The sequence below is a fragment of the Neptuniibacter sp. 1_MG-2023 genome (assembly GCF_030547185.1).
In the GTDB taxonomy this organism is placed as follows: Bacteria; Pseudomonadota; Gammaproteobacteria; order Pseudomonadales; family Balneatricaceae; genus Neptuniibacter.
This window is the reverse complement of record NZ_JAUOQR010000005.1, coordinates 197564-220043: the sequence shown is the minus strand read 5'-3', so window position 1 is coordinate 220043 and position 22480 is coordinate 197564. Positions and strand designations below refer to the sequence as shown.

Genomic DNA, 22480 nt, shown 5'->3' with positions numbered 1-22480 from the left:
AAAAATGAGTTCTTCCCCGCTTTTGCTGACGGTATTAAGTTCATCACCTATCAATGTCCAGCTACATGGGTCTGTCGGATTTGAAGGTTTAGGGGTTGGTTCTATATCTGATATGAACCCAAGCCGGCTGGTGGCTTTAGGACGCGATGATGTACAGCGACTGGAGCAACTTTTTAAGCTTGGGGGGGGCTTAGAGCATACTTATTCTGATCTTTGGGCTGCGGTACTTTATCCCAATGCTCCTATTGAAACCGTTGATATTCAGCCTTTTATTCGTCCGCAGCGGGGGAGTGCGCATCTGTTTTCTATGGTCGGCGATCTCCCTGGGATTGTGAATAATGATCGTTTTCCTATTGGCGATCAATGGCCGATCAGTTGTACTGATCAAGAGCGGGCCTTTTGCTTGTTACAAGAGCGTATAAGAAAACTATGGAAAGAGAGCCGACCTGATCATGAAATGAGGTTAGCGCTGGTGGCTGATTATGCAGGACGATTAGAGAAGTTAGGGCCACATAATTTTATGTATTGGGATGGCGAAATGATGTTTTCTTATACCTCCCTGAGTTCAGATATTGAGCCTTTGGCTTATCAGCAGTTTTCGGGTGATAGCGTTAAGTTGAACGGTGCACTCCCTCTGACGATTATGACTGAAAACGATGCGGATATAGCAATTATTGCCAGCCATTCACTTCTGCCTCAGTCAACGCCTATGACTGCGGGTTCTGTTCTCTGCTTTTCGAGTGGGAATTATTTAGAGCGTTGTGATCCAGTGGTTTTTTGGAACGATTGAGATCGAGATCTACACTTATTGGCTACTTTTCTTATACTACCTTTTTATGCTGCAAGTGCGTAATAAGTCTAAGAGATTGATTATTGATCAATTGTTATAATATTTGATCAAGGTTAATGATTAACCTTACCTTAATCATGATAATGGACTTCAACTTATGATGTTTGTGGCGTTGTTGTAAAGGTTGTAATGGGTTGTTGGCCTATTTATATCTTATTTCGCTTGTATGACGTTTGTCTTAATATGCTTCGCTGCAGGTGCTCTTAATTATTATGGATTCCAAGGTTAGATCTATCTCTCATTCTGTAGAATCAGCGCTGAATGATAAATCTTCTACAAAAAGCTCTTTATTTTTTTGTGATAAGGCAGACCCTTCATTACTTGTTCAAGTATTTGACCGTATTGCTTTACCCACATTTGTTCTTGATAAAAACCATGTGGTTCTGCATTGGAATTCAGCACTTGAAAAGTTAAGTGGGCTGAGTCGTGAAGAGATGATTGGAACCGGGCATCACTGGAAGCCCTTTTATTCAACTCCGCGCCCTTGTTTAGCTGATTTAATTCTTCAAGGGGGGCGATATGAAGATGTTGAGCACTACTATACCAACAAATGTAAACGCTCTGCGTTAATCGATGATGCATATGAAGCTGAGGATTTTTTCCCTGAGTGTGGATCTGATGGTGAGTGGTTACACTTTACTGCAGCAGGCATCATGGATCCTGAGGGAAATTTAATAGGCGCCATTGAAACCCTCGAGAATGTTAGTGCTAGAAAAATTGCTGAGTTTGAGTTGCTTGAGCGGGAACGTACTTATAAAGAGTTAAGTGTGACCGATAGTCTAACTGGCTTATATAATACCCGACATTTTTATACGAAGTTAGAAGCCACGCTGGATGAAGCGCGACGTTATCATCATGAGTTTACCTTGTGTTTTTTCGATCTTGATGATTTTAAAAAGCTGAATGACACTTTTGGTCATTTAATGGGAGATAAAGTTTTAGAAACCTTTGGCTCTTTGGTTCAGTCCTCGCTTCGGGGGCTTGATAGCGGCTATCGTTATGGCGGAGAAGAGTTTGCGGTTTTACTGCCTTCCACTGATATTGAGGGGGCGGTTAAGGTTGCTAATCGTATTCGAGAAAGTTTAGAAAATTATCGATTTATACTGCCTGAAGGAACGAGTGGTAAGCTTAATGTGAGTGTTAGCATCGGCTTAACCTCTTATATTGTAGGGGATAATGTACAAAGTATTATGACCCGCGCAGATGATGGGTTGTATAAAGCGAAAAGCCAAGGAAAAAACTGCATTATAACGGTTTAACCTTTCTTGGCTCTGTGTAATGATTCGCTTACCTACATGGAGGCACGATGAAAAGTTATCTTTTTTCTACAGACAATGAACGCGGTGGGGTTATCCTCTGTGATATTGATACGCTACCTGACGCAGTAGAATATCTTAAACAGCGCTTTAAAGGGGTTGTTCGAGTTGAGCAGGGGCGCGATTATTGGTCGGAAAAAGAGGGCTTTGGTAGTTTGCCTGCATTAGAGGTAGAATCAAAAGACCCCACTTCGTCCCCTTAATTACCTACTTTAACGGCTATTAAGCGCCTTTTAATATTCAGGTTAACTTCGTTAGTGGTTCTGAGTTAAAAGTAAATAGTGTTAGGTTTTCAATTCTCTGCGATTCAAGTCTATAAGGTTAATGCGCTGACTTTATAGAGATTTTTCCTGACAAAGAAATCTGAGTTGAGTAAAGTACAGCTATTACTCCTCATAACGATTACTAAATCAGGAAACGGATGTTTCAGGTTTATCATTCCAACTCATTACTTGTATTGAAAGATCTACTTGTTGAACTTATTCGACGAGACCCTCTTTCTGACCCTTTTCGTGCAGAGCAGATTTTAGTGCAAAGCCCTGGCATGGCACAGTGGCTTAAATTGGAACTGGCTGCATCATCTGGTATTGCCGCATCTGTGGACTTTCCACTGCCAGCCTCTTTTTTATGGCACTGTTTTTCCGAAGTGTTAGAAGGGGTGCCTGCCCGCTCCGCTTTTAATAAGGAAGCGATGAGTTGGAAGTTGATGTTACTGCTACCGGATCTATTGGAGACAGATGAATTTTCTGCTCTTAGGAGCTACCTAGCTGATGATGAGTCTAGGTTTAGGCTCTATCAGTTATGTAATAAAATTGCAGATATTTTTGACCAATATCTCGTCTATAGACCCGAGTGGGTTGCTGATTGGGAGCAAGGCGGCTCTTTGGCCGCAGAGCGTCACCCTTGGCAACCGATTCTTTGGCGTGCATTAACCCAGCAGACTAAAGCGTTAAGTCAACCTCATTGGCACCGAGCAAATATGTTCAGTGCGTTTGTTGAGTCGGTACGAAACATTGGTGATATAGACAAACTCCCTAAGCGTTTATTTGTCTTTGGTATCTCTGCACTGCCTCAGAATTATGTTCAAGCTTTGCAAGTCTTAGGCGAACGTATTGATGTACACCTCATGGTGACCAATCCTTGTCGTTATTACTGGGGGGATATTGTTGATCAAAAACAGATCGCTAGAATGAATCGACGCTGGTTCAGTAAGCCTGAACTTGATTACAGTGACTATGCTGAAGGTAATCCATTACTTGCCTCTATGGGTAAGCTTGGACGTGATTATCTTTATCAATTACAAGACTGTCTTGGTGAAAGTGTTGGTGATGAGATTGATGCTTTTGCGGATCTTGAAAGACATTGTTTACTTAGCAGTATTCAACAAGACATCCTAGATTTAGACAATCCTGCTCAGTTTCCAGAAGATCCTTCCACAAGTTCTTATAAACACTCTATTACAAGCGATGACCAATCATTGATTGTACATAGCTGCCATAGTGCTTTACGAGAGGTTGAAGTCTTGCATGATCAATTACTCGCTATGTTTGAGAATGATCCTAATCTTAAACCCCGCGATGTAATCATTATGATGCCTGATGTAGCTCAATATGCTCCTTATATTGATGCTGTTTTTTCTAGCGTACCCTTTGAGCGCTATATCCCTTATTCCATATCTGATCGGAGTAGTCGCCAAGAAAACCCTTTATTACTAAGTTTTGAGAAACTCGTAAAACTCGATAGTAGCCGCTTTACCGTATCGGATGTTCTTGAATTGCTGGAAGTGCCTGCAATTATGCGACGTTTTGATCTGGATGAGCCGAGCTTTCAGCGATTAAGGTACTGGGTCGATCAGGTTAATATCCGTTGGGGGATGGATTCTGAACAGCGAAGCTTATGGCAATTGCCCTTGTTTGAACAAAATAGTTGGCGTTTTGGTTTGCGTCGAATGTTAGCAGGCTATGCGCTAGGGGAAGAGGTTGGTTATTGGCAAGATATTGCACCTTATATGGAGATTGAAGGTCTTGAAGCTGAACTTTTAGGCAAGCTAGCTGATTTTATAGATCTTCTCGACGAGGTAAAAGACAGCTTTAGTGGTGAACATGAGCTTACGGAGTGGGTTGATATTATTAATGGTTTATTAGATGCCATTTATAGTGCTGATGAAGCCGATGAAATACCTCTGAATGGAATTAGACAAACCTTGCAAGCATTGCAAGAGCAGCTTAGCGATGCGAACTATGTTTTACCCTTGTCTTCTACCGTGATGGCTGATTATTTGATAAATGGAATTAATCAACAGCGCTCGTCTCAGCGTTTTATGGTGGGGGCTGTTAACTTCTGTACGTTAATGCCTATGCGCTCTATTCCGTTCTCTGTGGTTTGTTTATTAGGGATGAATGACTCAGCCTATCCGCGGAGTATCCCACCTGTCGGCTTTGATTTAATGACTGATTACCCTCGACGGGGAGATCGTTCACGCCGAGATGATGATCGGTATCTTTTTTTAGAGGCGCTCTTATCTGCGCAAGCCTGTTTATATATCAGTTTTGTGGGGCGCTCTATCAAAGATAATAATGAGAAAATTCCATCGGTATTAGTGAGTGAATTATTAGACTATGTGACACAAAGCTATGTTTTAGAGGGGGATCAAGCGCTTTCTACGAGTGAGTCAGGTGAGAAATTAAGAGCCCATTTGATTCAACAGCATCCGATGGTACCCTTCAGCCCCGTGTACTTTTTGCCACAAGATTCGTCATCGTCGTTATTTAGTTATGCCCGTGAGTGGTTACCCGCGGCAAGTGCAGAGAGCGAAGCGCCTTCTGCTTTTTATGTCGATGCCTTAGTTGAAGAGCCTCAAGAGCAGGTTGAACTTAATGCTATTATTAGTTTTTTAAAGAATCCCTGTCGCAGCTTTTTCAATCAACGTTTAAAAGTGTTTTTTGCTAATCATGAAGTTAAAGCTCAAGATGAAGAGCCTTTTGCGCTGGATGGTTTACAAGCTTATTTAATTAAACAACGTTATCTTGAAACGGCACTGTCGGATGGTGATCTTAACCAGTTAGATCAGACCATACTTGCAGAAGGCGCCTTGCCTGTTGCAACCAATGGCCAATTAAAGCTTGCTCGGATTCGTCATGACTGTACTGAATTAGCGCACAAGTTATTGCCTCTATGTGAGGGTGAACCACAACGCTTAGAGGTCAAGATAGCCTTTCCTAATTTACTTTTACAGGGCTGGCTAGACCATTGTTATCCAGCCCACTTATTACGTTATCGACCCGCTGAGATCAATGCTCGTGATCGTCTGGGTAGCTGGGTTGAGCATTTAGCGTTGTGTTTGTCTTCAGATCAGTGTCGTAATACCGTATATCGAGGGTTGTCTGGTAAAGTTCACTACCGCGCTGTAGAAAAAGAACAAGCGTATATTTATTTAAAAACCATCGTTGAGTTTTACCAACAAGGTATGAATGCACCCCAAGCATTTGATGCTAACAGCGCACGTGAGTACTTTAAGCAATATCAAAAAGACCCTGATATAGCTTTAGCATCTATAGAAACCCTGTTTTACGGGGGTAGTCATAAAGCAGGTTTGCAAGATGATCCCTATATACGTCGAGCTTATCCTGACTATGCGCAGTTTTTGGAGCATTTTGTGCCTTTAGCAGAGGCCATCTATGCTCCGATGCTCGACTACATGGAGGAGGGTAAAGATGAGTAATATTTTACCTTTAGATCCATTAACTTTCCCGCTTCAAGGGCAACAGCTTATTGAAGCAAGTGCAGGAACGGGAAAAACTTATACTATTACGGCCTTGTACTTACGGCTCCTTTTAGGCTTAGGCAATATTAATGATAAGCCTTTAGGTCCAGATCAAATTCTGGTTGTAACTTTTACTGAAGCCGCCACCGAAGAGTTAAGAGACCGTATTCGTAGTCGAATTGTGGATGCGCGTTCCGCATTTTTGCAGGCAAATAAAGATATATCCGATCCCTTTCTAATCGCATTAAAGCAGCAATCAGCTGATCATGCTCAAGCAATTAAATTGCTTGAGCAGGCGATTCGTCAGATGGATGAGGCTGCTATTTTTACGATCCATGGTTTTTGCCAGAGGATGCTAAAACGTCATGCTTTTGAAAGTGGTTCATTGTTTGATAACGAACTAACAAAAGATGATCAGAGCTTGATTCGTAGTGCGGTTGTCGATTTTTGGCGCAACACCATCTATCCACTTAATAATGATTTAACTGAGTTAGTCTTATCAGAATGTTGGAAAGGACCTGATGAGTTAATGTCTCAGCTGCGAGGGCTGCTGAACCATACAGATTTAAAGGTTGAACCGGATCTGTCTGGGGCCTCTTTACAGGAGGCCTATGATGAACGTTTAGAGGCGTTGAATCATTTCAAACAGTCTTGGTTAGCAAATGATAATGACCTTATCGCTTTAATTCAGGCCTCAGGTGTCAATAAGCGGAGTTATACCAAAGCGAGTGTGCCTAAATGGCTCGCGCAAATCGATCAGTATGCGGCATCTGAACAGTTAGAACCTAATTCAAGCTTGTTGAAGGTGATGAAGCGGTTCACCCAAACAGTGCTTAATGAAAAAACAGATAAAGGTGAGGCGCCACAGCACCCATTATTTGTGGAATTAGATGCTTTACTCTCTCAGCCTTTGCCTATCAGAGAGATATTATTAGGGCGAGCACTGCAAGAGGTCAGTGAGCGTTTACAGCAAGCTAAGAAACAGTATCAGTTACAAACATTTAATGATCTGCTGACGGATTTAAGTGATGCGCTTCGATCTGAAAAAGGCAGTGCGCTCTCTACTGCAATTAATCAGCAATTTCCTGTTGCGATGATTGATGAGTTTCAAGATACAGATCCACTTCAGTACGGTATTTTTTCATCTTTATATGCGGATCAATCTAATACAGCATTGGTGATGATCGGTGATCCTAAACAGGCTATTTATGCTTTTCGTGGTGCGGATATTTTCACCTATATACAAGCACGGCGTTCAGTGAAAGAAACTTATACCTTAGATACTAATTGGCGTTCGACTCAAGCAATGGTTGATGGGGTTAACAAGTTATTTGAGTTTGCGGATTCTGCATTTATTTATGATGAAGATATTCCATTTTATCCAGTAAAAGCGGCGGATAAAGGGGCTAAAAAGCTTAAGCTACAAGAGCATAAACCGGCAGCTCTTACGTTTTGGTGTCATCCAGAGGAAACTCCCTTAAAGAAAGGGCAGTATCTAACTACATTTGCTCAAAGTACCGCCGCTGAGATTGACCGCTTACTTAATTCTGACGTGACTATTGATGAGCGACAGATTGAAGGGTCAGATATTGCTGTATTAGTACGTGATCGTTTTGAAGCAGAAGAGGTGCGTCGTGCACTGGCGGTGTATGAGCACCCCTCTGTTTATTTAAGTAACCAAGATTCTATTTTTACTTCTATCGAAGCGTTAGAGCTGTCGTTAATTTTAGCTGCAGTTGAAACACCGCAAAAGGAACGTACTTTAAAAGCTGCGCTTGCGACCGAGTTATTGCAACTGGATATAGTGCAACTTGATGCTCTCAACCATGATGAAAATCTCTGGGAACAGGTTGTTACTGAATTTACTGGCTATCGTGATCTATGGTTAAAGCGGGGGGTATTACCTATGCTTACCCAGCTTTTGCATCAGCGGAATTTGGCGGCTAAAACATTACAACAAGCCTCAGGTGAAAGGCGATTAACCAATCTATTGCATCTAGCTGAGTTATTGCAGCAGGCTAGCAGTCAGTTAGAGGGTACGCTTGGATTACTGCGTTGGTTTAATGAGCAGATTAGCAATCCTTCTAGTGCCAATGATGATCAAATCTTACGCCTTGAAAGTGAACGAAACTTAGTTACCATCGTGACGGTTCATAAGTCAAAAGGCTTAGAATATCCCATTGTGTTTTTGCCTTTTGCTTGCAGTTTTAGAGAAGCTAAAACTGCCCTTTATCATGATGAAAATGGACAATCCATTTTGGATATGGGTAAAAACGCAGCGGCGCTTGAGCAAGCAGATAAGGAGCGTTTAGCTGAGGAGTTAAGGTTGCTCTACGTGGCATTGACCCGTTCGGTTTATCGTTGTTATGTCGGTGTGAGCGATATACGTACTGGTAATAGTAAAGCATCCCGTCTAAAAGACAGTGCCTTAGGGTATTTATTGCTCCAATCTGGCCGCTCACTGGAAGAGGCTTTATCTGAGTTAGCCTTATGCTCTCCCGCTATAGAGGTGGTTGTTCCACCGGATCATGGTGTTCAAAAAGATCTATTTACGGCGGATGATGTAGTAAATCCAAGGTTAGCAGCGCAGATGTTTACAGGGAGTATTGATCGAGAGTGGCGTGTCAGCAGTTATTCTGCTCTTAGCCGTCATAGCACGGCTTATATACCCGATCTGCCTGGCTTGGATCTTGAGGTGGTGGATGAGGCTACTCAGCTTGTCGAAGTAGATATACCTGAAGGCCGTAATATTTTCACTTTCCCTAAAGGGGCAAATGCAGGAACCTTTTTACACGGTATTTTTGAAGAGATTAGTTTTCCCGCGTTTATCCACGCGCAGACTCAGTCTGGCGGTTTGTTAGACGAGGGATTTTCTCAACAGATAAGCGATCAATTGGTATTGGCCGGTTATGAAGTGGAATGGTTGCCGGTTATTGAGCAGCTGATTACCGATATATTGACGACTGATTTGACGAGTAACGGTTTGAAGCTAGGCGGTGTTGCTGATTCTGATCGATTAGTTGAGATGGAGTTTATGCTCAGGGCTGATAGGGTGACAGTCTCTGATTTAGAGGTGCTTATTCGCAAGTACGATCCTCTTTCAGCCAAAGCTAAGCCTTTATCATTTGAGCCTTTAAGAGGCATGCTTAAAGGCTTCATTGATCTGATCTTTCGTGATGGAGAGCGATATTACATAGTCGATTATAAATCGAATCATCTCGGTTATGAGAGCGGTTGTTATAACCAAACCTCGCTAAACGAGGCTATGATCGAGCATAGATATGACCTGCAATATCTACTGTATACCTTGGCTGTACATCGCTTATTGAAACAGCGTATTCCTGATTATAATTATGAGCGCCATTTTGGAGGTGTTTATTACTTATTTCTGAGGGGGATCGGTCCTTTGGCGGATAACTCAGGGATTTTTAATTGTCGTCCTGAGCAGGCTTTAATTGAAGCACTGGATCAACTATTTTCAGGTGAAGGCTTGGGAGGTAACGCGTTATGATGAACCCAGTCGATGACCAGAAAGATAACTACCTTTTTCAACTTAAACGATGGGTTGGCTTAGGTTATATCCGCTCAGTTGATTATCAGTTAGCCCATTTTTTATCGGATAAAATCGTTTACTCTCCAGAGAATATCTTATTATCCGCTTTGGTTAGTTATGAGCTGGCGACAGGTAATGTTTGTTTACCTCTTTCTCGGCTTCAATCTCCCCAAGATTATTGGCCGGATGAAATCAGCGATCTGTTGATAAAGATAGATTGGTCACGTGTTGAACTAGATGAATTAGTACTAGGTTCTGGCGAACCTGTTACCCCTCTAGTTCTTGATAAAGAAAGGTTTTATCTTTATCGCTATTGGCAATACGAGTGTTCGGTTGCTGAGGCGTTGATACTGCGTGCAGTCTCGATTGAAACCGATGAGGTTCTGCTGCAAGCCGGGTTAAGAAGTTACTTTCCCACCGAAAATACGGAAGAGATTGACTGGCAGAAAGTGGCGGCTGCATTAGCAGTACAAAAACGTTTCTCTGTTATCAGTGGTGGCCCGGGCACAGGCAAGACAACGACTGTTATTAAACTGCTCGCGCTTTATATTGAGCAACAGAAAGCAAAAGGGGATAGTTTTACTATTCAACTTGCAGCGCCTACAGGTAAAGCGGCTGCGCGTTTAGCTGAATCTATTTCTAGTGCTAAGCATAAATTGGATCTTGAGCCTCAATTAAAAGCTGAAATACCATCAGAAGCGAGTACTCTGCACCGTTTGTTGGGGGTTATTCCTAATAGTATCCGTTTTCGGCATGATGCAGAAAACCCCTTACACCTCGACCTTTTAGTGTTAGATGAAGCCTCGATGGTTGATCTACCAATGATGTCTCGTTTGCTTAGAGCCTTGCCTGCTTCCGCACGTTTAGTCTTGCTGGGAGATCGTGATCAGTTAGCGTCGGTTGAAGCGGGTAGTGTTTTAGGCGATATCTGTAGTTGGCCGGATAAGCTTTATTATTCGGCACAGCAATCTTCTCAGCTGAATAAGCTTTGCCAGTTAGCACAACCTTTGCCTGTAGGGGCTAGTAGTACATTTTCGGATAGCCTAGCAATGTTACATAAAAGTTATCGCTTTGATGATCAAAGTGGTATCGGTTATTTAGCAAGGGCCGTCAATGCGGGTTGTTGTACTGATGTAAAAGCCGTGATTAAAGCGGGTTATAGTGATCTTAATTATCACTACCTGTCGCAAGATAGCTATGAGGCTATGATCAACACTTGTGTCGATATTTATGCCGAACTCTTTAAAGGCCTTTTCTCTGGAGGCAATCCACAACAGTTATTAGTTAACATGACGCGCTTCCAGCTTTTATGCGCACGTCGTCAGGGTGCTTATGGAGTGGAAGGTCTTAATGATCGTATTTATACCGGACTGCGAGAGCGAGGCTTGATTAAGGAAGAGGGGGGATGGTATCCAGGCCGTCCTATTATGATCACTCGAAATGATACCTCTCTTTCTCTGTTTAATGGTGATATAGGTGTCGCTGCTTTTGATGATACTGGTCGTCTAAAAGTTTGGTTTGAAGAGAGTGGAGAGCTGAGATCAGTATTGCCCAGTCGTTTACCTGAGCATGACACTGTATTTGCAATGACGATCCATAAAAGTCAGGGTTCTGAGTTTGAGCGGGTGATGATGGTATTACCACCAACTGACAGTCCTTTATTAAGTAGGGAGTTGTTGTACACCGGCGTTACCCGTGCCAAAAAGGTGTTGGATATTATTGCAACTGAATCTGTTTTATTACTAGCAACGGAAAGGCGAACGGAAAGAGCGGGAGGTTTAGCTCTGAGATTGTGGAAATAATCTACAGGGCATACAGGTGATAAATAAACGGCTCAGATTGATACAATCTGAGCTGCAATTTATGTAGATCTATTTAAGAAATACCAAACGTTTAACGGCCGCGATGGTGTCGTCTTTGTTGCTCTAACTCATCCATACGACTTTCTATGCGAATCGGTTTTACTTTAGCTTTACTATTTTCCCAAAGCTGCAGAATAATAATTCCAGCAGCAATAGCAAGAAGAACGGTAAATGTCATCATAACCTACTCCTAAGCCGGTATTGGACCAGCTATAACGTAATTTCAGTATAACCTAAACGAGATCACTATTATCAAAAAGAAAGATCTAAAAAACTATGATTAAGTCTCAGCTTAAATGATAGATCTCTTTTTGTAGCATCGTAAAAGTTTTTAAAACAGCTTACGGCTTCTATTACTATATTGGGGTAATATTTTATTTTTAAACGCCAGCTTGAGTCAGAAACGCTTCCAGCTCAGTAAAACCACCAATATGCTCTTGGCCGCAAAATACCTGAGGAACAGTTTCAACAGGTTTGCCTACTGTTTTTTCTAAGTCTTCTTTGCTGATATTTTCTTTATGAATATCAATGTAACGATAGTCCAGACCTTTTATTTCACATAGCTCTTTTGCTCTTACGCAGAAACCACAACCTTCACGACCAAAAATAGTAATACGTTTCATTGCTGGACCTTCCTTCTAATATTTAAGTTGAGTGTATTGAAACAGCTTCTTATAGGGATGACTAATTAGATCTATTAATCTTCTCGATTGTTTTTCTAAATCAAATAATTTGGTCATTAATTTTGGTGCAAAAGCAGAACTATATTGGTGCGCTAACCTCTAACTTTTGCTGGACACTTATAAGTGTGAGTAATCTTGTGCAGTGCAATAAGGGGTTCAATCAGGGATGGTTATTGGGCTTAACCACTTTGTCCCCAGTGTCTGTGGATAACCCTGTAAACAACCCTTGGGAAAGCAACTTAAGCCCCTATAAAATGGCTCTATCTCATATCTGGTTAAAAAATAACCAGCTATTTATCTTGTTGATTTTAAAGGTATATTCTTGTTTTTTAATGTATATAAAAGGAAATTGCTAAGTTTTGGAGCATTAATGCTTTCGTCATTAATCTTTAACTTATGTCAATGCCTTTGTGGGTTAAATATAAAAAAACCAGGCAAATAAACCTGGTTTTTTTATGACTCAAATATACAGCTTAAAACCACTCATCTTTCCGTTTTCTTCGTTTAGGAAAGTATGGGAGAATCAAACCTAGAATTACACCCCCTAAAGCTACTAGACCGCCATGTGTAAACCAACGCATTAGATTGCTTTCATCGCTAGACTCAATTTTAAAATTAAGCTCTTTGATGGTCGCATTTAATTCTGCTACTTCACTGGTTAGAAGCTGATTCTTTTCGCGCATACCACCTGATTCACTTTGCAGTGTCTCTATTTTAGCGGCTTGCTCAGCGACTGTGATTTGGCTTTCTTCAAGACTGCTTTGGAGCTTCGGTAATCGAACTGAGATACTATCGCCTGGGTCTACAGCGGTCGGTTCAACCCAACCTATGCGCCCCTTAGACATACGTATCTGGACATACTTCGTCTTTGGATCTCGTTTTAGTATATCAACAGAGCTACCACTGGGGATGCGTGTGATAATACGATATTGATTGCTCGGGCCATTATGAACATAGATCATTGCGTCATCGGCAATATGACCTTTTTCAGCATGGACGGAGGCAGAAAAGAGTAGAATTGTGGCTAGAATTAACTTTTTCATTGATACAGTTGTTTGAACACTAGAATTTGTCATATTGTACGGATTAAACTGGCTGCTTAACAGGTTGTTTTGTAAGTAAAGACGTAAAAAGTTCCATAACTGACTAAACAGTGAGGTAAAGTTACGTATTACCAAGAAGCGAGACAGCCTCAGTATGCCTGTTTGGCTATTGTTAAGATTCATATTGTTTTAATTCGTTCACTTTATTTTTTAATCGTTTAAAAAATAGTAATTAATTCTTCAGGGGAACTAAATGGAAAATTTCTTTGACGCCTACGTCTTTCCATGGATCGTAGATATTCTTATTGCGCTTGCTATCTTTTTTATCGGTCGCTGGGTTGTTAAACAGCTGATAAAACTGTTAGAACGCGTTCTGCGTAAATCTAAGCTTGACGATATGTTGATTAACTTCATCACATCTATAGCTAATGTTGTGATGCTACTTTTTGTAATTGTTGCTGCATTAAGCCATTTAGGTGTTGATACTACATCACTTATCGCTTTGGTTGGTGCTGCAGGTTTAGCTATTGGCTTGTCTCTTCAGGATTCTCTGAAGAACTTCGCAGCTGGCGTTATGCTAGTGATCTTTAAACCTTTCCGTGAAGGTGATTTTGTTGAGGCTGCGGGTGTTTCTGCTGTGGTAGAGCATATCCAGATCTTCAACACGATTATGCGTACAGGTGATAACCGTGAAGTTATCGTTCCAAATGGTGCTATTTATAGCGGCGTAATCACTAACTTCTCTGCGCGTGATACACGTCGTATCGATATGGTATTTGGTATTGGCTATGATGATGATCTACGCAAGGCAAAAGAAGTATTAGCTGAGATCATTGCTGCAGATGACCGTATTCTAAAAGATCCAGCACCTGTTATCGCTGTATCAGAATTGGCTGATAGTAGTGTTAATTTTGTTGTACGTCCTTGGGTCAACTCTGCTGATTACTGGGCAGTGCTTTGGGGCACAACTGAAGCGGTTAAATTACGTTTTGATGAGGAAGGTATTAGTATCCCTTTCCCTCAAATGGACGTTCATATGCATAAACAAGAAGAAGCTTAGTTTCTAAGTATTTTTCTTATGATTGAAAAGAGCCTCATTTGAGGCTCTTTTTTTACATAAATTCTAAAACAACAATGATTTTAAGTTATGGATTCTTTTCCTCATCACCTTTTAATAACTTAAGTTCTTTGCTTAACAATAAATTTTCCTGTTTGATCTTTTGTGATTCCAATCGGTATTTCATTATTTCCTGATAACGGGCTTCAATTTTATCTTCGAGTTGATCAATAGTTTCCTGCTGACGTGCTGTTTTGTCTTCTAGTTTATCGAGCTGTGTCTGTAGCTCTTCGATCAAGCCAAAGCTTGTCATGCTGACACTGCTATCACTGTCGCTATCTTTCTCTGTTGTTTGTAGCTCAGAGAATATATGGCTGTATAAGGCCTTTAAGTCAGCTTCTTCACGTTGGTTGTAGCGGATCGTGTTCTCTATAGCATTATGTGCGCTGGCTGCACCTAGAGAGCCTGCGAGCACATGCTCCACCATGCGATGGAACTCGACGAGCTCTATAATGGTGATAGTTTCTTTTTTAGAGACTTGTAAATCTTCGGCGATGGTAAGTACTTCATTGGTCGCTTTCTCTTCATCAATATAATTTGATAAGAGGCTTTTTGCTTCTTCAATTTTAAGCTGTAAAGGGATGTAAGCGTCTAATCCTGTAGGGCGTGCCTTACGTTTTTTCCTTGTGGTCATCGAGCTGATAAATTCAGTTCTAAGGTTTCTTTCGCTTTTATTTGGGCTAAAGATTAGAGAGCCGATAATGTAGCAGCCGATGTTAAATACCATAGACCAAAAAACCGCATGGGTAATCGGGTGTAAACCCTCAAGTCCAAAAAGTGCTTCAGGTCTCAGTGCTTGTATATGCCAAGGCCCATTGGTTAATAGGTCTTCTGAAAACCACCCTTGCTTAATAAATGTGGGAACCAAAAGGCTATAAAACCATATACAAAAGCCAGAAAGTAAGCCTAATTGGGCACCGAGACTATTGCCCTTTTTCCAGAAAATACCACCAAATAAAGCGGGAGAAAATTGTAGAACAGCAGTAAACGAGATAAGCCCAATGGCTACTAATATATAAGCATCAGAGAACTCGTTAGCAAATAACAAGCTTCCCATTAAAATAAGGGCAACAACCAACCAGCGCAGTTGTAATAAGTAGCTCCGAATAAACTGTAGGGGAGGAATTCTTTCCAATATAGGTAGAATTAGATGATTGGACACCATAGTTGAAAGCGTCATTGTGGTAATAATAATCATCCCTGTTGCCGCTGAAAAACCACCAATAAAGGCTAATAGTGTGAGACCACTACTACCGGATTGTTGAGGGAGAAGTAACACAAAAAAGTCGGCTGATTCTGAAGGCATTCCCATTAGTAAGCCGGCAGCGGCGATAGGCACAACGAACAAATTGATTAACACCATATAAAGTGGGAATACCCACATGGCTGTTTTGATATGCCGGTGATTGGCGTTTTCGATAACAGATACATGGAACTGTCGAGGTAAGTTATGTATTGCTGAGAAGCTTAAGATCAGTAGTGTGGCCCACATCAGCCCGCTGTCTTTAGTGGCTGTAAAGCTGGCAACATGCTCTAAGTCTGCGTCTTTTAGACGGTTTAAGATGTCGCCAAATCCATCGAATAAATAATAGGTAGCAAAAATACCTACAGCTATAAATGCAATGAGTTTCACTAGGCATTCAGCAACTAGTGCAGCCATCATTCCTTGGTGGCGTTCTGTTGGGTCAAGCCTTCGAACACCAAAAATGATGGTAAAACCTATCATGAAGAGTGTAACGGTCCAGCCCGCTAAATCATGCTGCGAGCCGCTGTTAGGACTATTAGTGATCAGTTCAAATGAGCTAATGATAGCTTCAAGTTGTAGAGCGATATAAGGAACAATACCGATTAGGGCGATGAGGGTAACTGTTGCAGCGATCTTTTGAGAACGGTTATAACGGGTAGAGATAAAGTCAGCGATACTGGTAATTCTGAATGTTTCTTTCACTTGAATCATGCGTTTAAGCGTAATCCACCAGAAAATAATCCCTATCAGGGCCCCACCATAGACACCTAAAAATAGTAAGCCGGAAGATGCAGCAAAACCTACACTGCCATAAAAGGTCCAAGATGTGTGGTAAACAGCTAAGGATAATGCGTAAACCCAAGGGCTACTTGATGTGGGCTTAGGTTTGTTTTGGATGCGTTTTTCAACTACCTGAGCAATAGAAAAAAGCAGACCTACATATAAGCTAATATAAAGAATAACGGATAGCGGTGTGAACATATTACCCAGCTCAATCTATCTCTGTGAAGTGTCGTTATATTAAACCCTATATCTTGTGGGCTAAAGAGGTTGAGATTAATAATTATAGATGTCTTGCACTAAAGGTCCAAAAGGAAGGGTTAGGCTTTAAATAAATGGAAATCTTTAGATTTGCTTTGTATTGCTATCATCTTTTGTATGTTTATGTTGTTCACAACAGCTATCAGGAACCGGATCATAGCCTCCGTCATTATAGGGGTGACAGCGGCCAAGCCGTTTGATGCCAAGCCATGTACCTTTAATCGGTCCATGCACTTGAATGGCTTCAATCATATAGCTTGAGCAGGTTGGATAAAAACGGCAACGGGGCCCAATCACGGGACTGATCAAGTAGCGATAAATGTTGACTAAGCCAATTAATAATTTGCTTAGGATATTTTTTAAAAAAGTACTCATCCCACCATTCTAGTTGAATTGAGCTATTCAATATAGCGTAAAACGCAATATATAAGGTTTTGTTAATGTAAAGATTGTGCTGTTTAGCTCACAACCCTAAATTAATCATATTAGGGTTGTGAGGCTAGGTACTAGGTGTCTATTTTTCACACCTTTGGTTTATGTTAACTATAAATGTTCTTCTGCATATTCAGCTAAACGTGAGCGGAAAATACCTTCAAGATGAATGTTGGCGGCGCCTTCATAATCTTTAAAGCGTTCCACTAAATAAGTTAAACCTGAGGTTAGTGGGGTTAAATAGTTGGAATCGATCTGCGCTAAATTACCTAAGCAGATAATTTTCGAGCCTTTACCGCAACGGGTTACTATCGTTTTAAGTTGTGAAGGGGTTAAATTCTGGGCTTCATCCAGAAGAACAATTGCGTCCTGAATACTTCGTCCACGAATGAAGTTGAGTGATTTAAATTGGATGTTTGCCTTCTCGATAGCATATTTTACACTGCTTTGAGGGCGTTCATCGTTCTCATGCATAGCTTCAAGGTTATCTTGAATTGCACTCAACCAAGGGGTCATTTTTTCCTCTTCTGTTCCTGGGAGGAAACCTATATCTTCAGCCACAGGTGGTGTTGATCGCGTCACAATAATCTTATTATAACGGCGTTGTTCGATAACCATTTCAAGGGCACAGGCGAGGGCCATTAATGTTTTACCTGAGCCTGCAGCACCATTAAGAATAACCAGATCTAAATCAGGATCTAAGACTGCGTTCATGGCAAAGGCTTGGAAAATATTGATGGGCTCAATTCCCCAACAGTTTTGCTGCATTAGCCTGTCTACGCCTAAATCGCGAAGTGTAACTTGGCCATCACGAACCGAGGTGACGCGTGCGGCAAACTCTTCTGTATCATCGTAAAGGTATTCGCAAGGGTAGGTGTTGGGTAACACCTCTTGGCCTATTTGATGGTAGGTGTGGGTGTCTTCTTGATAGCTAGTGACATCTTCAACTTGCTCCCAGAAATTACCCTCAATGTTGTAGTGGCCTGCCGGTAAAAGATCAATATCTGAAACGAGTTGATCGGTTCTATAATCTTCAACCTTTTTTAGACCCGCGCCCAATGCCTTGAGGCGCATATTGATATCTTTTGTGACCAGAATAGTTTCACGGTGAGGGTTTGTTGCTTGTAAGTGCAACGCGCAGTTAATGATCTGGTTATCTTTGTTGGAGTTCTGCGGTAGGAAGCCTTGTCGTGCGGTAAGTTCATGATCAGGGAAAATGCTCAATTGTCCTAATTTATAATCACTGTTAGCGCTAGACAGAGGGGTAATAATATCTACGCCTTTGGTGATTTGAGCCGCATCTTTAGCGTGGGTGATGATGTCATCTATAGCACGTATCGCTGCTCGTGCTTCTTGAGAAACATTTTTCTTTCTATCCTTTATATCGTCCAACTCTTCTAAAACAGTCATCGGAATAGTGATGTCCTGTTCTTTGAATTCATAAAGGCATTTAGGGTCATGAAGTAAAACGTTGGTGTCGAGAATATAGAGTTTAGAGGCGGTCATAGCCGGTTCCTTCTATAGCCGAGGGGAGTAATGCAAACCAGAGGTTGATTCACGTCAGGGCGAGTGCGACGAAGCCTAGGATTAGGTGCCACAATTCTTCTTGTTATGCTGCAAACGTTATAGTCCGTTTGATCCACTAGGGTTTCTCAGTTGTAGGCTGATTGATTGGTTACTTTTATCTTAGTCGATGAGATTTATCGCGCTAATTTCTAAGTAGCCAACTCCACATAGTCTAGTAATACATATGTTGCTGTAGTATGACAAGAGGCAAATTGTTGCAAGGAAATTAATATGGCGATTGAATCTATAGTGATATTGACCGGTGCGGGTATCTCTGCAGAGTCTGGTATTAAGACTTTTCGCGCCTCAGATGGCTTATGGGAAGATCATAAAGTCGATGATGTGGCGACACCTGAAGCGTTTGAACGTAATTCTCGATTAGTCCATCGTTTTTATAATGAACGCCGTAATCAGCTATTGTCACCTGAGATAAAACCTAACTTAGGTCATTATGCGTTAGCTGAGTTAGAAGAGAAATTTTCGGGCAGAGTTTTAGTCGTTACCCAGAATATTGATAACTTGCATGAACGGGCAGGAAGTAGAAACCTCCTACATATGCATGGTGAGTTATTAAATTTACGCTGCAAAGAAACAGGTGTTATTTACAGGATTGATCAAGACTCACAGCCAGAAGATCTCTGTCAATGTTGTGGGTCATCAGGGAACTTACGGCCAGATATTGTCTGGTTTGGTGAACTGCCTATGCATATGCCGCAGATCTATAATGCGTTGGAGCAGTGTGATCTATTTATCTCTATTGGCACTTCTGGGCATGTTTATCCTGCTGCCGGTTTTGTTGAGATTGCTAATGCTGCAGGTGCATTAACGGTTGAGCTTAATCTTGAACCATCTAGGGTGGGAACGGTTTTTGATCATAAGATTTATGGCCCCGCAAGTGAAATAGTGCCTGAATTTGTTAATGAAATCCTTTGCCAGATTTAAACTAGGTTTTTGATTTAGAATGGCTTTTTGTGGGTTTCTGTTTTCTGTTCTATAGTTAAACGGGTTCTTTTATTTTATGAGTTAAGAACCTTAATAAGACTTAGGTTGTAAATATTGCTATGTATTTTCATATCACTGTAACAAGCAAAATTTAAAACTAAGATAGATCCATATGTTTTTGATGTAAATCGAGTTGATATAGATATTTCTCGATTCAGGAGATGGTCATTATGATGGCAGAAAAGTACGTAACCACCAGTATTACTCCATTAGAGAGCCTGGATACGTTATCTCCCTATGAGATAGCTAAACTTCAAGATGTGAGTCAAGGCGGGCTTTATCGTTTGTTTCGCCAGTGCTGTTTAGCCGTTTTAAATAGTGGTAGTGCACTTGATAGCACCAAAATGGTGTTAGATAAATTTAGTAACTTTGATATAAAAATTAGCCAAAAACATCGCAGTGTTCAGCTTGAACTACTTAATGCCCCTGCGGCTGCGTTTGTGAATGGTGAAATCATTACAGGTATCAGAGAGCATCTATTCTCTGTATTAAGAGACCTGCTGTATGTAGGTTCTGAAGTAGATGAATGCTGCCCAGGGGCAAGTGAGTCAGACACCATTACGAATAGAGTCTTTCATATTCTTCGCCATGCGGATGCCATACGCCCCCATATACAGCCTGATTTAGTTGTGTGTTGGGGAGGTCATTCAATAGAGCGTCCTGAATATGAATACACAAAAAAAGTTGGTTATGAGATGGGCTTGCGAGGGTTGAATATTTGCACAGGTTGCGGCCCTGGAGCGATGAAGGGGCCAATGAAAGGCGCGACAATCTCTCATGCTAAACAGCGCATAAAAAATGGTCGTTATGTGGGGATTTCTGAGCCAGGTATTATTGCCGCGGAAAGTCCTAACCCTATAGTTAATGAACTTATTATTATGCCTGATATTGAGAAACGATTAGAGGCATTTGTACGTTTAGGGCATGGGATTGTTGTATTTCCCGGTGGTGCAGGAACGGCAGAAGAGATTCTCTATATTTTAGGTATTTTATTACATGAAAAAAACCATAATTTGCCTTTCCCATTAGTACTAACGGGGCCGGAAGGTAGTGAAGATTATTTTGCTACAGTGGATGCTTTTATTAAAGCGACCTTAGGTGATGAGGCAAGTAAACGCTATCAAATTATTATTGATGATCCCCATGATGTTGCAGAGGTCATGAGAGAAGGCTTGGAGCAAGTGACTCGTTATAGAAAAGCAACCAGTGAGTCGTTCCACTATAACTGGCAGTTATATATTCCAGAAAGTTTTCAGCAGCCATTTGAGCCAACCCATGAAAATATGGCGGGATTAAAGCTGATGAAAGATCAGCCAGACTTTGAATTGGCAGCTAACTTACGTCGGGCCCTGTCTGGTGTTGTTGCAGGTAATGTTAAAGAGCCTGGGATTCGTGCTATTGAGGAAAATGGACCGTTTGAAATATGTGGTGAGGAAGCGATTATGGCTCCTTTGGATCAATTACTAGAATCATTTGTTGCTCAACGACGAATGAAAATCAACTATCAAGAGTATCAACCCTGTTACCGTTTACGCCCAGAATCTGAAGCCGTTGCGGTTTGAGAGTCAGGGTGGGATATATATTTTAGATATAAAAAAGCCGGATACTTATCCGGCTTTTAGTATGTATAAATAACTAGTTAATTAGTTGATCATTAAGGTCTTTCAAATAAAGCTGCAATCCCTTGGCCGCCACCGATACACATAGTGGCTACAGCATAACGGCCACCTGAACGCTGCAGCTCATAGAGTGCTTTTACGGTAATAATTGCACCTGTGGCGCCTATAGGGTGGCCCAAAGAGATACCGGATCCATTGATATTGACTTTATCTGTTGGTAAATCTAAATCGCGACATACGGCGAGTGCTTGCGCGGCGAAGGCTTCGTTGACTTCCCAAACATCAATATCCGAAACATCCAAATTAGCATCTGCGAGTAGCTTTCTAACCGCAGGGATTGGGCCTATGCCCATATATTTAGGTTCGACACCAGCAAAAGCGTAGCCGACAAGTTTAGCCATAGGCTTTAATCCTTTTGCTTTAGCAACGTCAGCCGCCATAAGCGTAACGGCGGCGGCAGCATCATTAAGGCCAGAGGCATTGCCTGCCGTGACTGATCCCTCTTTTTTGAAGGCAGGACGAAGCTTCTGCATATCAGCTAAAGTGCAGCCATGGCGTGTGTGCTCATCTGTATCGAAAGGCACCATTTCGCGCTTAACTTTGACATTGATCGGTAGGATTTGCTCTTTAAAGGTGCCTGCTTTTATCGCAGCTTCAGCTCTATTGTGACTAAGTACCGCTAAATCATCTTGATCTTCACGGCTGATGCCCCATTTTTCAGCAACATTTTCAGCTGTAATTCCCATGTGATTATCGTCAAATGGACAGGTAAGTGCACCAACCATAGCATCAAGTATTTGCCCATCACCCATACGAAGACCAAAGCGCGCAGAGGGCATCCAATATTGAGCTCTACTCATGGATTCTGAACCGCCAGCTACCGCAGCATCACAAACGCCTAATTCTATCTGTTGAGCTGCGGTAATAATTGCTTGTAAGCCACTGCCACATAAACGGTTTAACGTGAGTGAAGGGGTTTCGTGTGTAAGCCCTCCATTCACAGCCGCTACGCGGCCTAAATACATGTCTCTACGTTCAGTATGAACCACATTACCAAACACGCTGTGGCCAATATCTTCGGGCGCTATGCCGGCACGCTTGACGGCTTCTGCAACACATTCTGCGGCCATTTGGCAGGGTGGGATATCTTTTAAGCTTCCGCCGTAACTACCAATAGCTGTACGCACGCCACTCAGTACCACGATCTCTCTTTGGGTCATTTTTATATGCCTTATTTATTTTAGTTGAGGAGAGAAAGTCGCTTGCTTCATTATTAGATTACCGCTACCAAGAAACTTTCTATCTTCACCATAGCACCGCAATCTGGTGGGTAGATATACAAAAGTAAGCCTTGGTATAAGACATTGGTTTTACATTTGAGTCTTTT

General features: G+C 41.6%; 16 protein-coding genes. 9 read left to right on the top strand and 7 right to left on the bottom strand.

From position 1 onward, the window contains the following. Positions 1-4: 4 nt before the first annotated feature. The 6 genes from Q4492_RS08350 to recD all read left to right on the top strand — a co-directional run bounded on the left by Q4492_RS08350 (position 5) and on the right by recD (position 11284). Positions 5-790 (top strand): class II glutamine amidotransferase, encoded by a 786-nt coding sequence (locus Q4492_RS08350; protein ID WP_303416868.1) that lies wholly within the window; start codon positions 5-7, stop codon positions 788-790. Positions 791-1062: 272 nt separating this feature from the next. Next, positions 1063-2109 carry a diguanylate cyclase gene (locus tag Q4492_RS08345; RefSeq protein ID WP_303416866.1) on the top strand — a complete coding sequence of 349 codons (1047 nt, stop codon included), beginning with the start codon at positions 1063-1065 and terminating at the stop codon, positions 2107-2109. 47 nt (positions 2110-2156) lie between these two features. Next, the gene (locus Q4492_RS08340; protein ID WP_303416865.1) at positions 2157-2369 is read left to right on the top strand and encodes a hypothetical protein; all 213 of its coding nucleotides are present in this window, start codon (positions 2157-2159) and stop codon (positions 2367-2369) included. Between the two features lie 218 nt (positions 2370-2587). After that, the gene (gene recC / locus Q4492_RS08335; RefSeq protein ID WP_303416863.1) at positions 2588-5887 is read left to right on the top strand and encodes an exodeoxyribonuclease V subunit gamma; all 3300 of its coding nucleotides are present in this window, start codon (positions 2588-2590) and stop codon (positions 5885-5887) included. Then, on the top strand, positions 5880-9440 hold the full coding sequence (gene recB, locus Q4492_RS08330; protein ID WP_303416861.1) for an exodeoxyribonuclease V subunit beta: 3561 nt from the start codon (positions 5880-5882) through the stop codon (positions 9438-9440). The genes recC and recB overlap by 8 nt, the downstream gene beginning before the upstream one ends. Next, the gene (recD, locus tag Q4492_RS08325; RefSeq protein WP_303416859.1) at positions 9437-11284 is read left to right on the top strand and encodes an exodeoxyribonuclease V subunit alpha; all 1848 of its coding nucleotides are present in this window, start codon (positions 9437-9439) and stop codon (positions 11282-11284) included. Before recB ends, recD begins: the two co-directional genes overlap by 4 nt. 91 nt (positions 11285-11375) lie before the next feature. On the opposite strand, the gene Q4492_RS08320 is transcribed toward recD, so the two are convergent. The 3 genes from Q4492_RS08320 to Q4492_RS08310 form a co-directional block, all read right to left on the bottom strand. Beyond that, positions 11376-11525 carry a hypothetical protein gene (locus Q4492_RS08320; RefSeq protein ID WP_156473660.1) on the bottom strand — a complete coding sequence of 50 codons (150 nt, stop codon included), beginning with the start codon at positions 11523-11525 and terminating at the stop codon, positions 11376-11378. Between the two features lie 199 nt (positions 11526-11724). Continuing rightward, entirely contained in the window at positions 11725-11967 is a 243-nt protein-coding gene (locus Q4492_RS08315) for a GrxA family glutaredoxin (protein ID WP_067864239.1), read from the bottom strand. A 533-nt stretch (positions 11968-12500) separates the two neighbouring features. Then, positions 12501-13253 carry a TIGR04211 family SH3 domain-containing protein gene (locus Q4492_RS08310; RefSeq protein ID WP_303416855.1) on the bottom strand — a complete coding sequence of 251 codons (753 nt, stop codon included), beginning with the start codon at positions 13251-13253 and terminating at the stop codon, positions 12501-12503. Between the two features lie 70 nt (positions 13254-13323). Here Q4492_RS08310 and Q4492_RS08305 point away from each other — a divergent pair, with 70 nt between their 5' ends. Continuing rightward, a complete protein-coding gene (locus tag Q4492_RS08305) occupies positions 13324-14130 on the top strand; it encodes a mechanosensitive ion channel family protein (protein ID WP_067864242.1) in 807 nt (268 codons plus the stop codon). A gap of 85 nt (positions 14131-14215) precedes the next feature. On the opposite strand, the gene Q4492_RS08300 is transcribed toward Q4492_RS08305, so the two are convergent. The 3 genes from Q4492_RS08300 to Q4492_RS08290 form a co-directional block, all read right to left on the bottom strand. After that, the gene (locus tag Q4492_RS08300; protein WP_303416852.1) at positions 14216-16414 is read right to left on the bottom strand and encodes a hypothetical protein; all 2199 of its coding nucleotides are present in this window, start codon (positions 16412-16414) and stop codon (positions 14216-14218) included. A gap of 144 nt (positions 16415-16558) precedes the next feature. After that, complete coding sequence (gene yidD, locus Q4492_RS08295; RefSeq protein WP_067864248.1) at positions 16559-16849, bottom strand: membrane protein insertion efficiency factor YidD; 291 nt, start codon at positions 16847-16849, stop codon at positions 16559-16561. 168 nt (positions 16850-17017) lie between these two features. Beyond that, the gene (locus tag Q4492_RS08290) at positions 17018-18412 is read right to left on the bottom strand and encodes a PhoH family protein (protein ID WP_303416850.1); all 1395 of its coding nucleotides are present in this window, start codon (positions 18410-18412) and stop codon (positions 17018-17020) included. 291 nt (positions 18413-18703) lie between these two features. Here Q4492_RS08290 and cobB point away from each other — a divergent pair, with 291 nt between their 5' ends. Both cobB and ppnN read left to right on the top strand, forming a co-directional pair. Further along, complete coding sequence (gene cobB, locus Q4492_RS08285; protein ID WP_303416848.1) at positions 18704-19414, top strand: Sir2 family NAD+-dependent deacetylase; 711 nt, start codon at positions 18704-18706, stop codon at positions 19412-19414. A 230-nt stretch (positions 19415-19644) separates the two neighbouring features. Further along, positions 19645-21036 carry a nucleotide 5'-monophosphate nucleosidase PpnN gene (ppnN, locus tag Q4492_RS08280; protein ID WP_067864259.1) on the top strand — a complete coding sequence of 464 codons (1392 nt, stop codon included), beginning with the start codon at positions 19645-19647 and terminating at the stop codon, positions 21034-21036. A gap of 92 nt (positions 21037-21128) precedes the next feature. On the opposite strand, the gene bktB is transcribed toward ppnN, so the two are convergent. Then, positions 21129-22313, bottom strand: coding sequence for a beta-ketothiolase BktB (bktB, locus tag Q4492_RS08275; protein WP_303416844.1), 1185 nt, complete (start codon positions 22311-22313; stop codon positions 21129-21131). Positions 22314-22480: the final 167 nt, after the last annotated feature.